This window comes from Streptomyces sp., assembly GCF_035563135.1.
In the GTDB taxonomy this organism is placed as follows: Bacteria; Actinomycetota; Actinomycetes; order Streptomycetales; family Streptomycetaceae; genus Streptomyces.
The window spans coordinates 1-13863 of the sequence record NZ_DATMVN010000547.1; the positions used below are offsets into that span (position 1 = coordinate 1).

At 66.1% G+C, this 13863-nt stretch carries 12 protein-coding genes and 2 pseudogenes; 6 read left to right on the top strand and 8 right to left on the bottom strand.

Going from position 1 to position 13863, the window contains the following annotated elements:
* Nucleotides 1–110: 110 nt before the first annotated feature.
* The 3 genes and pseudogenes from VN520_RS24130 to VN520_RS24140 all read right to left on the bottom strand — a co-directional run.
* A complete protein-coding gene (locus tag VN520_RS24130) occupies nucleotides 111–269 on the bottom strand; it encodes a hypothetical protein (protein ID WP_325749032.1) in 159 nt (52 codons plus the stop codon).
* 50 nt (nucleotides 270–319) lie between these two features.
* On the bottom strand, nucleotides 320–598 hold the full coding sequence (locus tag VN520_RS24135) for an NUDIX domain-containing protein (RefSeq protein WP_325749033.1): 279 nt from the start codon (nucleotides 596–598) through the stop codon (nucleotides 320–322).
* A 2-nt stretch (nucleotides 599–600) separates the two neighbouring features.
* Nucleotides 601–1059 (bottom strand): annotated as a pseudogene (locus tag VN520_RS24140) (XRE family transcriptional regulator); the annotation flags it as partial.
* 2 nt (nucleotides 1060–1061) lie between these two features.
* On the opposite strand from VN520_RS24140, the pseudogene VN520_RS24145 reads away from it, so the two are divergent.
* Nucleotides 1062–1202, top strand: a pseudogene (locus tag VN520_RS24145) (protein kinase family protein); the annotation flags it as partial.
* A 271-nt stretch (nucleotides 1203–1473) separates the two neighbouring features.
* Here the strand turns inward: VN520_RS24145 and VN520_RS24150 are convergent.
* From VN520_RS24150 to VN520_RS24165, 4 genes are all read right to left on the bottom strand, one after another.
* Nucleotides 1474–2124 carry a hypothetical protein gene (locus VN520_RS24150; RefSeq protein ID WP_325749034.1) on the bottom strand — a complete coding sequence of 217 codons (651 nt, stop codon included), beginning with the start codon at nucleotides 2122–2124 and terminating at the stop codon, nucleotides 1474–1476.
* Between the two features lie 71 nt (nucleotides 2125–2195).
* Nucleotides 2196–3755: a class I SAM-dependent DNA methyltransferase gene (locus VN520_RS24155; protein ID WP_325749035.1), complete on the bottom strand. Its 1560-nt coding sequence runs from the start codon at nucleotides 3753–3755 to the stop codon at nucleotides 2196–2198.
* Nucleotides 3752–5281, bottom strand: coding sequence for a restriction endonuclease subunit S (locus VN520_RS24160; protein WP_325749036.1), 1530 nt, complete (start codon nucleotides 5279–5281; stop codon nucleotides 3752–3754). Before VN520_RS24160 ends, VN520_RS24155 begins: the two co-directional genes overlap by 4 nt.
* Entirely contained in the window at nucleotides 5278–8841 is a 3564-nt protein-coding gene (locus VN520_RS24165; RefSeq protein ID WP_325749037.1) for a DEAD/DEAH box helicase family protein, read from the bottom strand. Before VN520_RS24165 ends, VN520_RS24160 begins: the two co-directional genes overlap by 4 nt.
* A gap of 290 nt (nucleotides 8842–9131) precedes the next feature.
* On the opposite strand from VN520_RS24165, the gene VN520_RS24170 reads away from it, so the two are divergent.
* On the top strand, nucleotides 9132–9665 hold the full coding sequence (locus VN520_RS24170; RefSeq protein WP_325749038.1) for an NUDIX hydrolase: 534 nt from the start codon (nucleotides 9132–9134) through the stop codon (nucleotides 9663–9665).
* Here the strand turns inward: VN520_RS24170 and VN520_RS24175 are convergent.
* A complete protein-coding gene (locus VN520_RS24175; RefSeq protein WP_325749039.1) occupies nucleotides 9643–10992 on the bottom strand; it encodes a hypothetical protein in 1350 nt (449 codons plus the stop codon). The two genes, VN520_RS24170 and VN520_RS24175, sit on opposite strands and share 23 nt — an antisense overlap.
* Nucleotides 10993–11315: 323 nt before the next feature.
* Between VN520_RS24175 and VN520_RS24180 the strand changes: the two genes are divergently transcribed.
* The 4 genes from VN520_RS24180 to VN520_RS24195 all read left to right on the top strand — a co-directional run.
* The gene (locus tag VN520_RS24180; protein ID WP_159313916.1) at nucleotides 11316–11645 is read left to right on the top strand and encodes a hypothetical protein; all 330 of its coding nucleotides are present in this window, start codon (nucleotides 11316–11318) and stop codon (nucleotides 11643–11645) included.
* Nucleotides 11646–11838: 193 nt separating this feature from the next.
* The gene (locus tag VN520_RS24185; protein WP_325749040.1) at nucleotides 11839–12963 is read left to right on the top strand and encodes a radical SAM protein; all 1125 of its coding nucleotides are present in this window, start codon (nucleotides 11839–11841) and stop codon (nucleotides 12961–12963) included.
* A complete protein-coding gene (locus VN520_RS24190; RefSeq protein ID WP_325749041.1) occupies nucleotides 12960–13124 on the top strand; it encodes a hypothetical protein in 165 nt (54 codons plus the stop codon). The genes VN520_RS24185 and VN520_RS24190 overlap by 4 nt, the downstream gene beginning before the upstream one ends.
* Before the next feature lie 88 nt (nucleotides 13125–13212).
* On the top strand, nucleotides 13213–13863 hold a 651-nt coding region (locus VN520_RS24195), incomplete at its 3' end, for a GNAT family N-acetyltransferase (protein ID WP_325749042.1).

Sequence of the window (13863 nt, forward strand, 5' to 3'; positions counted from 1 at the left end):
TGACGCCGGGCTCGCGATTACGCGCGACCCGCACAACGTCCTCGCGGAACTCCTTCGGATACGGCTTGGGCACTGCAACATCCTTCCAGGCCGCCTCTCAGCAAGCCAGGTCAGGTGTCACCTCTCCGTGCAGCAGTCCCCTCCTCCGAAATCTGCTCCTGGCCACCCTCGGCATGGCACCGGGAGACCAGGGTGACGATGCCCCGGACCGTGTTCTTGCAGACCCCGGCCAGCCGGTCCACCTGAGCCTTGATGCCGAAGCTGGGCACACGGAGGTCAGACCACGGATCGAACCCCTACAACTGCGTTGTGGCTGCGATCAGCCGAGAGGGGGCCGCTCACTGTGTTCCAGGAAGTGCCGGATCCGAAGCCGCTGCGTGTGGTGCATCGGCAGTCGGTCAATCTCCTCGCGGACAGCCGTTCCCGGGAGTGAGCCGGTCATCTCCATGCCGCCGCCAGGGAGCGCACAAAGATCGTTATCCCTCCTGCGCTGAAGGAGCACGCGTCCTTCAGCGCCGGTAACCACGGCGGACGCGGCGACCACCAAGCTGTTCGGCTCAGGTGCCGCCGGGTCGTCGTAGTACTCGGTCCGTGCCATGGTCACCCTTCGCTTACCGGCGTCGCGGTCTCCCAGACCGCATCGAAGCTGCTGGTGTAGGTGTCGAACATGCCGCCCTCTCCGCTGCGCCGCAGATGCCGTACGGGAGTGCCATAGGCGTTTACGCCCCAGATATGGGCATTGGCCATGGCCTGGTCATCCACACGGTAGGTCGAGTTGTAGAGCGTGGTGGCATGGGTCCGCACCTCGATGCCAGGTGCCCCGGCAAGGGGGCGATAGTGCATGAGGGCGAGTCGGCAACAGGACTCGATCCCGTGGTCGAGCCTCTCCTCCTTCCCACGCTGTTGGACATTCGCACTGTCCGGGTCGCCGATCGCGATACGGACCGCACACCCGTCGGCAGCTCGCTCCCGCAGCAGGTCGTTGAGCCGCGGGTACGCCCCATGCAGGAAGACGGCCGCGTACACCAACACGTCGATGCGCTCGCGGGCTCGGGCCAGCCGTCCAAAGAGAGACCGTGGCGAACGGCAAGCGCCGTCCTGTGAAGGCTCCCGGTCCGCTGGATGAGCTGATCGACGCGATGCTCAGCCATGCCCCGGAGGATCGGCCGACCATCCACGAGGTGGGCAAAGCCCTGAGCTGATCTCGACGCCCGCTCATCTCTGTACAGGTAATGCGAGAGGCCCCCGGGATTTCTCCTGGGGGCCTCTCACCTGCTGTGCACTCGGCAGGATTCGAACCTGCAACCTTCTGATCCGTAGGATCGGGCAGCACGTCATGAGGAGCCTCGACCGTCTCCCATTGCGATCGCTCATCGCAGCGATGATGCGCCTCTGTGTGCCGCCGTTGCCGTCAGGGCTGCCGTCAACTCCGAACGGTGGCATTGCCGCAATGACGATGCCTGAGAGGTCGCCTCATCCCAGCACGGTGGCGATGGCGAGGGCAATTCGCTCGATCCAGTCGATCGCGTCAATCACGTCGGCGTCGGCGATGGGGCGGCGACTCTTGAGGTCGCCGTCCAGCAAGTCCGCGTCGTGGGCGATCCTGTTTCGGCGATCGGTGATCGAGTTGTACTTCTGCTTCAGTGTCTGGGCGTTCATGGACGTACGGCCGTGGTTCCACTCGTTGAGCTGAACGGCGGCCTTGGCCCAGATGTCCTCTTCCGTCACCAGCTTCAGTGCCTCGCTGATCTTGCGAGGGTTCTGCAGTGCCGCGTTGCCCCACTTCGCCTTGACATGCTCGGAGACGGCTTCGGCGAGTGTGGTGGTACCGCGCCGGACTTCCTCCACCTTGACCAGGGGCAGCTCGAACTTCGTCAATTGGTAGGGCATCTGAGGACTGTCCTCTGCGGTCAGCTCGGCAACGCGCCGGTACAGCTCCTCGTGGAACCAGTGGTCGATGGCGCTGACGGCCTGCACCCAGGCGGCTCGGTAGAAGTCGCCGATGTCGATGACCGGGGACTGGAATGCAGCCAGACTCTGACCCGCCACGATCATCTTCCGGGCGTACTCAAGGTTGGTCAGGAACGCCCGGAACTCGCGTGTCTGCGGCTGTGAGGCCAACATGAAACTCCCCCGTCTCTGGTCTGGGAACTCAGGATTCCGGCGGGACGTGGGAGGGACAACTCAGGTGTGGATCAATCACTCTCAGTTGGCTCAATAGCGTCGGTGTCGGCCGAGACCTCACCACCGAGAGCCTCCGCGATGGCTGCGAACTCGCTCAGCGCGGCCTGCAAGTCCTCAACAATCTCCTGGGCGATCACCTCGGGCGACAGAAGGCTGTCGGCGTCGTCGAGTGCCGGGTCCTTCATCCAGGTGATGTTCAGATTCACCTTGTCGCGGGCGATGAGCTCGTTGTAGTCGAAGGACTTGAAGCGCTCGGACTCCACCCGCTCGCTACGTGGCTTACCGGGCAGGTACGCCTTGACGAACTCGTCCAGAGCCACGCGGGTCAGCGGGTGTTGCTTGAGGGTGAAGTGCTTGCCGGTGCGGAATTCGTAGACCCAAAGTTTTGAGGTGTTGTGGACGCCGCCGCTGCGGGGCGGCTTCTTCTCGAAGAACAGAACGTTGGCCTTGACACCGCCCGCGTAGAAGATGCCGGTCGGCAAGCGGAGGATCGTGTGCAGATCAAACTCTTCCAGAAGGCGGCGGCGTACCTTCTCGCCCGCGCCGCCTTCGAAGAGCACGTTGTCCGGCAAGACGACGGCCGCACGGCCGTTCATCTCCAGCTGCGACATGATGTGCTGGAGAAAGTTGAGCTGCTTGTTGGTGGTGGTGGCGCGGAAGTCGTCCCGCTCGTACGAGATGTCTTGCCTCTCGGCCTTGCCATCCGTGCCGCCGATCCTGATCGAGGACTTCTTGCCGAAGGGCGGGTTGGCGAGGATGAGCGACGCGTGACGCTCGGGCTTGTCGGCAAGCGCGTCACCTACGGTGATGAGAGACTCCCCATCGGCGTCGCCGATGCCGTGCAGCAGCATGTTCATAGCGGCCAGGCGGGCCGTGCCGGTAACCAGCTCATTGCCCCAGATCTTGCCTGACCCGAGCGCGAGACGCTGTTCCCGTGACAGGTGCTGCATGTGGTGCTTCCGGATGTAGCTGTGCGCGGCGATGAGGAAGCCGCCGGTACCGCAAGCGGGGTCGGTGATGGTGTCCTCGGGCCCCGGCTGCATGACATCGACCATGGCGTCGATGAGCGCACGGGGCGTGAAGTACTGGCCGGCACCCGTCTTGGTGTCCTCCGCGCCCTTGGCAAGCAGACCCTCGTAGGCATCGCCCTTAAGGTCCGTCCCCTGGATCGTCCAGTCCTCCTTGCCGATCAGATCGATGACCAGCTTTTCGAGGAGGGCGGGCTCGGTGATTCGGTTCTGAGACTTGGCGAAGATCGTGCCGAGTGTGGTTCCGGGGTTCTTCGCGAGCTCTTCGAGGGTCCTGCGGTAGTGGACTTCCAGGTCGATGCCTTTGAGACGGGCGAGAGCCTGCCAGTCGTACTCGGAGGGTACGACGGCCTTGGCCTCCTGTTCTGTGAAGGGGTCGGAGGCGATCTCGTCAGCCATCTTGAGGAAGAGCAGGTACGAGAGCTGCTCGACGTACTCAATGGTCGACAAGCCGTTGTCCCGAAGCACGTTGCAGTAGTTCCAGAGCTTGGTGACCAGGCTGTTGGTCTGCGCGTGCGCCAGTGCGGGGGATGCGGGGGTCACAGCGGAAGCTCCTGCTGAACGGCGTTGGTTAGAGAATGAGTTGACGATGCGGGAGGCGGGGCCAGCGCTTCTGAAGCAGCCGTCGTGCGGGGGCGGCGAGCGGCCCGTTTAGGCTTGGCTCCCTGTGCCTCGCGCTCGGCGCGGATGCGATCGAGGAGGGCGGTAGCGGGCTCGTCGGCCGGGTCCTGGGGAGCAAGGCTGCCCGTGAAAGCCCGCCTTAGGACAGCCCGCCGGAGGTTCTGAGCACGCAAGGAAACAGACGCTACCTGCGCGGCGAAACGGTCACTGACTTCCAATAGCTCGGCAGACTGCGCGACAAGGGCGAGCTGTGCGTCCATCGGCGGAACGGGAAGAGGTAGTTCGCGACATGTAGAGAGTGCAACGTTGAATTGGCCAGCGGTCGCCTTCGCTGTCTTTTGAAGCATGGACAGCACAAACGGTGCGCGAAGCACGAGAGCCAGCCATTCCGGTTGAACCTCAGGGCCAGCACGGAAAGCGACAATCGCTTGGTTGATGTTCCACTCGGGATGGTCTTTAGGAACGACTGCCGTCTTCCCTAGGGGTGGACCAACAATATTTGTCAGGACATCTCCTGGTCGTACCCGCGATCGCTTCAGCTGATTCTCGTGCGTCTCTCGGTCGACATAGGTTGGCTTGTTGGTGAAGTCAACTCGACCGTCTTGCGTGATGTTATAGACCTTCAGGAAGGGGATCTCGCCACTTCCGGGGTGCATCAAATGAGCCTTCGGCGTTGAGCCACTGCTGATGAACTCACAGACGTCGACGGAACGGCGCCAAAACCAGCCCTTGGGGAGGAAGGGCAAGGCGGCATAGTCGAAGCGCTTACTTGAGAGGCCCGCGAGCAAGCGCTGACTGTCGTCCACTGCGTCTTGGTCAGAGTGGGTAGCCAATGAGGCCCCGAGCGCAGCCCTGTCCAATACAGAGGTAGTGAAGGGCTTGATGCGGCGCTTCGCGCCAACCACGGCTTCGGTTGCTGCGTCAAGGCGAGAGATTTGGTCTTCGAGGTCCTCAACGATCCGATGTTGCTCAGCAACGGGGGGCACAGGGATGGGCCATGCTTTGAGAATTGCCTGACTGATGTTTGGCTGCGCCCCTCCCTTTCCGGTCTTACGGAGGGCGTCACGCTGAGACCACAGATACCAGAACAGGAAACGTTTATCGATAAGCCCTTTATGTGGCGTTGCAAACGCTACCGCTTGATTGGTGGTGAGCGGCTGTCCGACAATGGCTAGCCTACCAATTGTGGCACCGTACATGGCGATAAGGACGGAGCCCTCAGGCACCCATTTTGCTGAGCTTGATTTCAGCCCCTCATCCGTGATGGTCGACGTTGCTGAGCGGATCTGCTCGTCGTTTAGGTCGCCGCTGACAACCCACGGGATGTCTCCGCCGTAAAACTGGGCGACGCCGCTCTTGGGCGTTCCTCCGCTGCCCCAATTGGCAACGTCCCCCAGGGTGGCCCAAACCCACCCTTTCGGAAGCTCCACGCCATTCAACCCGCTCAAGCCAATTCTCGATTCAGCTCACTCAACAACGACCGAACATCCCGCCCCGGAAAAGCGTGGGCAAACCCCCGCCCTCCACCCTTCCCCTTGAAGGGCTCGGCGTTGAACTCCGCCGGGCTGATGCCGACGTCGCTCGCCACCACGTCCCGTATGGACCGCAGCCACCACAGCTGCTCCTCCGAGAAGTCCGCCCCCGCCTGCTGCTGCTTGAGCACCCACCCCTCGAAGCGCTCCTCCACCGTCTCACGGTAGGGCCGCAGCTCCTCGTCCACCCCGAGCTCGTACCGTATGAGCGAGATCAGGTCAGGGACGCCCGCCTCCCGGCCGCCGTCGGAGCGGACCGCCGCGCCCAGGTCCTCGTAGTACGTCCACAGGGCCTGCGGCGTCCACGCGTACTGTGGGCGGCGAATCTCCAGTGCCAGTTCCTTCAGCGCGGCGTACGTCTCCTCAGGGGAAACGGACCGGGGGCTTGTCAGAGCGATGCTGACCGCCGCGATGCGGTCGCGCTCATTCTTCAGGAGTCGGCTCCAGCGACCGACCTGCTCGCGGGCCCGCTCCTCGCGAGGGATCTCGTCGAGATCCGTCACCTCGACGGCCGTGAACTCGTCGAAGAGGTAGTCCTTGTCCCGCCGGATCTCGATGATGTGCCGCCGAAGATCGGGATACTCCGTCAGGGGAGCGATCGCGTCCTCCACGAGCCGCCGAGCCGCCGAGGAGCCGCCCTGTTCCAGGGCCCGCTCCTGCCGGTCCGGGTCCACCGCGTTCACAATGGCGCCCGCGATCTCCGACAGGGTCTGCCCGCCTGAGGCGCGCGCCAGCTGCTCGCGCTCCTCCTCCGTCAACTGCTGGTTGAGCCGCGCCAGCCGTCCCGCCAGAATCTCGGCCTCACCCACGCTGATCGATTTCGTACCAGCCTTGTCCAGCAGCTTGGCCAGTGAGACCTGCCGCTCGCCCGCAGGCACCAGCGGCTTGGCGTCCACCAGGGGGGAGTCTGTCACCCCGACCGCGTCGACAAGTACGAACCGGTCCTTGCGGACCGTCGCGTCCGCATCCGGCGTGACCTCCTGGAGTTCCGTCGCGTCGATGGTGCGAGCGCCGCGGCCCTTCATCTGCTCGAAGAGGACGGCACTGCGCACCTCGCGCAGGAAGATCACGCATTCCAGCGCCTTCACGTCCGTACCGGTCGCGATCATGTCGACGGTGACGGCAACCCGCATCCGGGGTGAGGTTCGCAGCGCACGGATCAGCTCGTCCGGGTCCTCGCCGGCCTGGCGGCTCTTGTACGTGATCTTCTTCGCGAAGTCGTCGCCGCGACCGAAGACCTCCTTGACCTGAGCGAGGATATCTTCCGCATGGTCCTCGCCGACTGCGAAGATCAGGGTCTTCGGAAGCTCGGTCCGGCCGGGGAACCAGCGCCGCCAGTTGTCCCGGTACGCGGTGAGCACCGCCCGGATCTCGTCCACCGTCACCACCGAGCGGCCGATCTGCCCGGTCGTGTAGGTGAAGTCGTCGTCCAGTTCCTGGTAGCGCTGCCGCCGCGTCTTGCGGTCCTTGACCCGCACCGTCGTACCCGACTCGATGGTCGCGGCGCCCTTCTCGCGCAGGTCGGTCCGCATCCTTACGACGTCGAAGTCGACGTTCACCCCGTCCGCGACGGCCTGCGGATAGGTGTACTCGGAGACCAGATTGCGGCCGAAGAATCCGAGGGTTTGGAGGGTGGGGGTGGCAGTCAGGCCGACCAGATGCGCGTCAAAGTACTCCAGCACGCCACGCCACAGCCCGTAGATCGAGCGGTGGCACTCGTCCACGATGATCAGGTCGAAGGACTCGATCGGGACCCTCGGGTTGTAGGAGACCTCGATAGGCAGGTCCGTCGCGTACGTGTCCTCGTACGCCGTGCTGTCCGTGGCCTCGTCCGCCTGCTCGTCATCGACGAGGGTCTCCCCGCGCAGCAGCGAGTACATCTTTTGGATCGTGCAAATGACTACCGACGAGGTGTCTTGGAGACCCGCCGCCCCGAGCCGGTCGACGTTGTAGATGTCTGACAGCTTGCGGCCGTCGTCCGGTGTCGTGAACTTGCGGAACTCGTCGTACGCCTGCCTGCCTAGGTTGTTGCGGTCGACGAGAAACAGGACCCGGCGCGCCTTCGCGTGCTTGAGCAGCCGGTAGGTCTGTGCCACGGCAGTGAAGGTCTTGCCCGCGCCCGTCGCCATCTGGATCAGTGCCCGCCCCCGGTCCTTTCCCAGGGACTTCTCCAGGCCGCTGATGGCATCGATCTGGGCGAGACGCAGCCCGTTCGGCTCCAACACGGGCAGTCGGCGCAGGGCAGCCCGGAACGTCAGGGCGGCCGGAGTCTCGTCGGCACGACGCATCCAAGTAGCCACCGTCTCGGGGCGGTGGAAGGAGAACACCTCTCGGGATCGGGCGTCGGGGTCGAGGCGGTTGATGAAGTAGGTCTCGGTGCCGGTCGTGGCGTAGCGGAACGCGAACGGCTCGACCTCCCGCCAGACAGCGAGCCGGTGCTCTTTGAGGACACCAGCCGCATACCGGTCGTTCTGCTCCACAGCGCTGGAGAGGTGGTCGCCCTCCCGCTTGGCCTCGATCACACCCACGATCCTGCCGTCGACATACAGGACGTAGTCCGCGCGGCCGGTGGCCAGCGTGAACTCACGGACCGCCACTCCCTGGTTTTCTCCCGGGTTGACCTGGTCGCGGTCCTGGACGACCCACCCCGCTGCGTGCAGCATCTCGTCGATGGCCTCACGCGCCTGCACCTCGTTGAGTGCGGCAGGCCGCTGGGCACGGTGGATGATCGCTTCGCGCCGCTTGGCATCGACCGTGCGCGGCTGCCTGCGAGCGGCCTCGTACTTCGCCTGCTGGGCAGCGCGCAGCTCCTCAATCTGGGTACTCAACTGATCTACTCGCGCGAGCAATTCAGTCTTGTTGGCATTGGCGCTGGCGATCAGGGTCTCTGCCTCGGCCCGCGCCCTGCGCTCGGCCTCTAGCGCATCGTCGGCCTCGGCGAGCCGCATGCGGGCCTGCGTGAGCGCCTGGCGGTGGCCGTCGAGGGCCTCGCGCAGCTCGGCCAGCTCGGCTGGGTCCGTGATCTGAGCGCTGTCACCGGGGTCCGTGGGTGGCACGAACTCGGCAACGGTCCGTCGGCCGTCGATGGCATCGTGGAACCAGAGGCCGAGCCGGTAGCAGATCCGTACGGCAGCCAGGGCCCGCGCCGTGTCGAAGAGGTGGTTGTGGGCAGCCTTGTTCCGGTCGCGGCGCAGCCGGTCGAAGTCGTCGCGGATCTCCGGAACGAGGACTCCGGCCCTGGTCAGAGCGCTCAGCCGGTCGATCTGTCGATCGCCCTCGATCCGCATCCCTATACGGGCGACCAGTTCTTCAGCGAGTACCTCGCCAAACTGCCCCGCCTGGACCAGTGAGGAATTGGGGTTCGTGAACACGGTCGCTTCGGCAGAAGCTCCGTACAGGGAGAGCAGAGGCTGGTGCTGATACAGCACCCCGAAGTTAGGTGAGCCCTTCGCGAAATCGCGAAGCCGGTCGTCCATGCTGCTCTATCCCCCACCATCGCGCCCTGCCAATTACTGAGAGTCCAGCTTACGCAGCCGGGCGTGGGTGAGTCTGGTGATCGTCGATTCAGTCGCTACCCCGGGCACCCTCCGGCTGGCATGGCTCGTAGCCACAACGCACCGAGTTGCTCGCCCCAGAACTGCACTCATGAGCTCATGGCAGACCTCGCCAGTGCCTCATCTCGTCAGAATGACGTAACACCAAGGAATGCGCGTCAGCCTCCTGACTGCTCTGGGATGCTGGAGGCCGATCGAGAGGGGCCGCAGTGATGCAGTGGAAGATCCACGGGGAACGTCCGATCTACGAGAACGCCTGGGTGAACGTGTGGCTCACCGACATCGAGACCCCAGACGGGAACCGCTGGGAGCACCACGTCGTCAAGCTCCGGCATCTGGCCGTGGCCGCTGTGGTCAACGAGCGGCGTGAGGTTCTGATGATGTGGCGGCACCGCTTCATTACAGACGCCTGGGCGTGGGAGCTGCCGATGGGCCTGGTCGAGGTGGGCGAGACTCCCGCCGAAGCGGCCGCGCGTGAGGTGCTGGAGGAGACCGGTTGGCGGCTCGGTCCCGTCAAGCCGCTGATCTACGCCGAGCCGGCCAACGGCATCACCGACTCTCAGCATCACGTCTTCCGGGCCGATGGGGCGACGTACGAGGGTCCGCCGACCGAGAAGAACGAGTCGGACCGGGTCGAGTGGATCCCGCTGGCCGATGTGCGGGGCATGATCGACCGGCGCGAGATCGTCAGCAGTGGCTCCCTGGTCGGGCTGCTCTACGTGCTCATGGACGAGGCGATCCGCTGATCTGGCGGGGCAGCGCTTCCCGGAGCCGGGACTCGAACGCCGCCGCGGCTGGTTCGCGGCGGAAGGGCTCCAGCTGTTCGTAAAACTCCCGGAGGTGGCCGGCGACTCGTTGCGAGCTGACGGCCACCGCCGGAGCCAGGGCATACATGGCCATGTGGCATGCCTCATCGAGTTTGCCGCGCTGGAGCTGGGTGCGGGCGAGCCAGAAGGCGTGGAAGGCGCGGCCTCGGTGGTTCGTCTGGTGTTCTCGGCGGAGGGCGTCCGCGATGAGGGGTTCGGCGAGGGCGGCTTCGCCCAGGCGGCCGTGCGCGATGCCGGTGTCCACGATCAGCTTCGGTTCGTCGAAGTAGGCGACCCAGGCCGGGTCCGGATCACCCGTGCTGATCCGGCCGAACTGGGTGTGGGCTTCCGAGATCGCGGTGTGGGTGGCGCCGTGGTTGCCGAGGGTGGCGTGGGCGAAGGCTTCGCGCATCGCGAGCATGGCCAGTACGCGCGGTGTCGTCCCCGCGGCAGTTCGGGCCTGGTCCTGGGCGGCCGTGACGAGTGCGAGGGCGTCGCCGGGCTTGTCCTGGTAGGTGGCCTGGAGGCTCATGCAGGCGAGGACGTTGGCCATGAACTGGCGGTCGTCGATGGCCTTGGCCAGGCCGAGGGATTCGGTGAAGTAGGCGCGTGCCTGGTTGTACTGGCGGGCGTCGAAGTAGGTCCATCCGGTGAGGCGGGCCAGCTCGGCCGCGATGCTGTGCAGGCCGTCCCGTAAAGGAGCCGGACGCTGCTCCTTGAGGAGGTCGACGACGTAGCGGAGCTGTCCGACGACTGCCGGCCGTAAGGTCTCGCCGCCGTGCTCGTCGTCCCGGCGCCAGTAGTCCGCGATCGATGAGTGCAGCGCGTCCAGCGTCGAGGCGCTGAGATCCCGCTCGGCCGCCAGGGCGAGGATGCTGTCGACGTCCGCCCCCGGTAGTCCGGCGGCCAGTGGTCCGACGGCTGAGGGGGCCGGTACCTCGACCGGTTCGCGGGGCGTGACTGTCAGGCTGGGTGGCGTCTCCCAGGAGCGTCGGGCAAGTCCGAGCATGTGTCCGGGGATGCGCAGTCCGTCCGAGATCCGTTCGATCACGTCCATGTGCAGCAGCTGCCGCCGTCCGGCGGTCACCTCGCCCACGCGGCTCGGGGTCAGGTTGCAGCGACGCGCGACCATCGACGGATAGATGCCTGCTCGTGCCTTGACCAGCTGGAAGATGCGGCCGAAGTCTCTGGCCTGGCATGCCTCGATCATCACTGGGTCCGTGAGCAGGCTGACCGGGAGTTCCTTCGAGCGAGATGGCTCGGGCATCGGGCACGCTCCGGCATGAGGACTACGGATCGCTGCACTTGGTCAACCGAGGGTGATGTTACCCAAGTTGGGTAATCCGCTTGGCCTTTCTGGCCGGTCCTGCGGATCGCGATGCTCCTGACCATGGCGAACGGACAGGACGACGTACGGATGACTTTGCGGGTCTCCCGCGACTCCGGCCAGACGTGGGGACCTCTCACGGAGGTACACGTGGGCGAAGACCCGGTGGTCCCGGAGAACCCGGGCCGCTACCCGCCGTGCGTCTGCCCCCGGTGCTCGCAGCAGGAACGGAATGCCGTCGTGTCCTTCCGGATGGTGTCGTGATGCGTTGCGCGCACTGGCGCCGGGTGCCCCTCGACCTGGCAAAGGAAGCACGGGAGAAGTCGACCGCCAAGTACATCGACAGGGCGGTGCAGTGCCAGCTGTCCGCGCACGACGAGGGTGAGCACTTCGGTCTCCTCACCGACGCCGGCGCGTACGGGACCGCGCTGTGGCTCCGCTGGCACGGGACGGACGAGGCGGAACTTGTCGTGTTGCCGGACTGCCCGGTGGCCGCCCCGGTCCCTGACGGTGAGGGCTGCTGTCTGTTCGCCGACCACGCCAAGCAGCACACCTGGGAAGACGCCCTGGAGGAGGTCTCGTGCACCAGCTGATCGCGAGCCCGCACAAGCCCCGGCGCCCTCGCTCGCCTCGCAACGAACGGTGCGGGGACTGCGGTGGCAGCGGCGCCAACTCGTCCGGCAAGACCTGCGGCACCTGTAACGGGCTTGGCGAGATCCACTGCCTCGCCGGCCGCCAGGAGTCCCGTGCGCTGTCCCGCTCCGTGATCCGGAAGGAGGGCCACCGATGGCCCACGCTCTGATCGCCTCTCCGTTCCTCGACGGGCACCTTCTCCTCAAGCCGGGAGCACGGGCCGGCGCCCGAATCTCCGCCGACCACTACGAGGGCCTGCGCCAGACCGCCACCGACGGTGGGTCGCTTCCCACCTGGGCGGTGCAGACCGCCGCCGACATGTGGGGCCTCGACCTGGACGGCCAGACCGCGCAGGGCACCGTGCTGGTACGCGAGCCGTCCTCGTACGGCTATTGCCGCGCCTCCTGGGAGATCAACCTCGGCTGCAACTTCGGCTGCAAGCACTGCTACCTCGGCGAGCGGCCGTTCTCCGGCCTCGCCTGGGAGGAGAAGGTGCGGCTCCTTGACATCATGCGCGAGGCCGGTGTCCTCTGGCTCCAGATCACGGGCGGTGAGCCCACCATGGACCCGGACTTCCAGGGCGCCTACCGGTACGCCTGGCAGGCCGGGATGATGCTCACCATCTCCACGAACGGCTCGCTGCTCTGGCGGCCGGACCTCCTCAGGCTCTTCCGGGACTGCCCGCCCTACCGCCTAGTGGTCAGCATGTACGGGGCGAGCGAGGAGTCCTTCGACACGCTCACTCAGCGCCGTGGCGCGTGGAAGGCGTTCCGGCGCGGCATGGACGCCGCACGTGAGGCGGGTCTTCCCCTGCGTATCAACGTCGTGGTGACCGAGGACAACGCCTCCGAGGCCGACGAGATGGCCGCCCTCGCCGGCGAGTGGAACGTCGAGAACCACGCGTACACGAACATGACGCCCACGATCTACGGCGGCGGAGAGCCGCTGCTCGCGCAGTCCGCCACCCATCTTCGGCAGCGCAAGCCGTTCGCCGGCTGCAACGCGGGACACACCTTCTTCCACGCCGACCCCCACGCCAAGGTGTCGATCTGCAAGGTCGGTCGCGACGACCAGATCGACCTGATGGCCGAAGGTATCGACGGCCTCACCCGGCTCGGCGCCATCGCCGACCGCCTCATGCTTCGCACCGGTGGGTGCGAGGGCTGCGCCTTGTCCGGCACCTGCCGGGTCTGTCGCCCCCTGGCCAAGCACTACCAGGAGGCGAAGGCGCCGCTGCACAGCTACTGCCAGCACGGAGACAAGGAGAACGCCTCATGACCCCGCCCGTACCGGTGACCATCCTCCCCGGCCCACCGACCTCGGCCCGCCGCGCCGCCCCGCCCGTCGCGACCGTCTCGATCACCGCCGTCCAGGACCTCGACGTGATCGTGGAGAGCACGGAGTGCTCCTGCGACGCCGGAGACGACAACCCCCACTGACCGACACGATCCGGTCAACTCCGTTCAGGCCCCGGCGTACTCGCGTCGGGGCCTGAGCCCTGCCCGTCCCACCGCTAGGGTGCCGCTCATGCTCTTCCGCTGGGACTGGCTGCGGCCCGTGCTCACCGCGCCTATCGTGCCGACCCTTGGTCCCGTCCACCCCGACACACTGTTCGTCGGCCTCTTCGAGGATGTCCTTCGAGCGGCCGATACCGGGGGTTTCCTGCCGTACGACAAGGACCGGCGCTGGGGTGGCGAGAAGGACGAGAGAGCCCTCCGCGAGGACGTCGTTCACCAGCCCGGACGCACCCTCGTTCCCACCCTGACCCGGCGCGGACACGGCGCCGTGAAGGTCTTCGCCTACGGGCTCCACGGCAGCGTCGTGGAGGAGGCCGCCGAGCTGGCCGCCAAGCTCGCTTCCGTACACGACGTCGCCCGTGCCCGGGTCGTACGGCCCCTCGGTCCCGAGACCGCGCACCCGCGCGGCACCCGTATTCAGCTGAAGGACTTCACCACCGGCCCTTGCCCTGCCCCGGACGGTTCGGTCCGCCCCGTCGCCGCCTGGCCGACCGCTGTGCAGGAGACCTTCGCGCCGTTCGCCGAGGCCATGGCCGCCGACGGCTTGGCCTTCCTCCACGCCCGAATGCAGGCCGGCCGGTGCGGCCCGGTCCTCACCGCCACCGTCGACGACCGCATCGTGGGCGCGATCGGCCCCATGGAGATCCAACCCGACGCCATC

Bases quoted from the DNA above. Each gene is read 5' to 3' on its own strand.
- VN520_RS24135 (WP_325749033.1), bottom strand. From the start codon at position 598: ATGGCACGGACCGAGTACTACGACGACCCGGCGGCACCTGAGCCGAAC.
- VN520_RS24150 (WP_325749034.1), bottom strand. From the start codon at position 2,124: ATGTTGGCCTCACAGCCGCAGACACGCGAGTTCCGGGCGTTCCTGACC.
- VN520_RS24165 (WP_325749037.1), bottom strand. From the start codon at position 8,841: ATGGACGACCGGCTTCGCGATTTCGCGAAGGGCTCACCTAACTTCGGG.
- VN520_RS24170 (WP_325749038.1), top strand. From the start codon at position 9,132: ATGCAGTGGAAGATCCACGGGGAACGTCCGATCTACGAGAACGCCTGG.
- VN520_RS24175 (WP_325749039.1), bottom strand. From the start codon at position 10,992: ATGCCCGAGCCATCTCGCTCGAAGGAACTCCCGGTCAGCCTGCTCACG.
- VN520_RS24180 (WP_159313916.1), top strand. From the start codon at position 11,316: ATGCGTTGCGCGCACTGGCGCCGGGTGCCCCTCGACCTGGCAAAGGAA.
- VN520_RS24185 (WP_325749040.1), top strand. From the start codon at position 11,839: ATGGCCCACGCTCTGATCGCCTCTCCGTTCCTCGACGGGCACCTTCTC.
- VN520_RS24190 (WP_325749041.1), top strand. From the start codon at position 12,960: ATGACCCCGCCCGTACCGGTGACCATCCTCCCCGGCCCACCGACCTCG.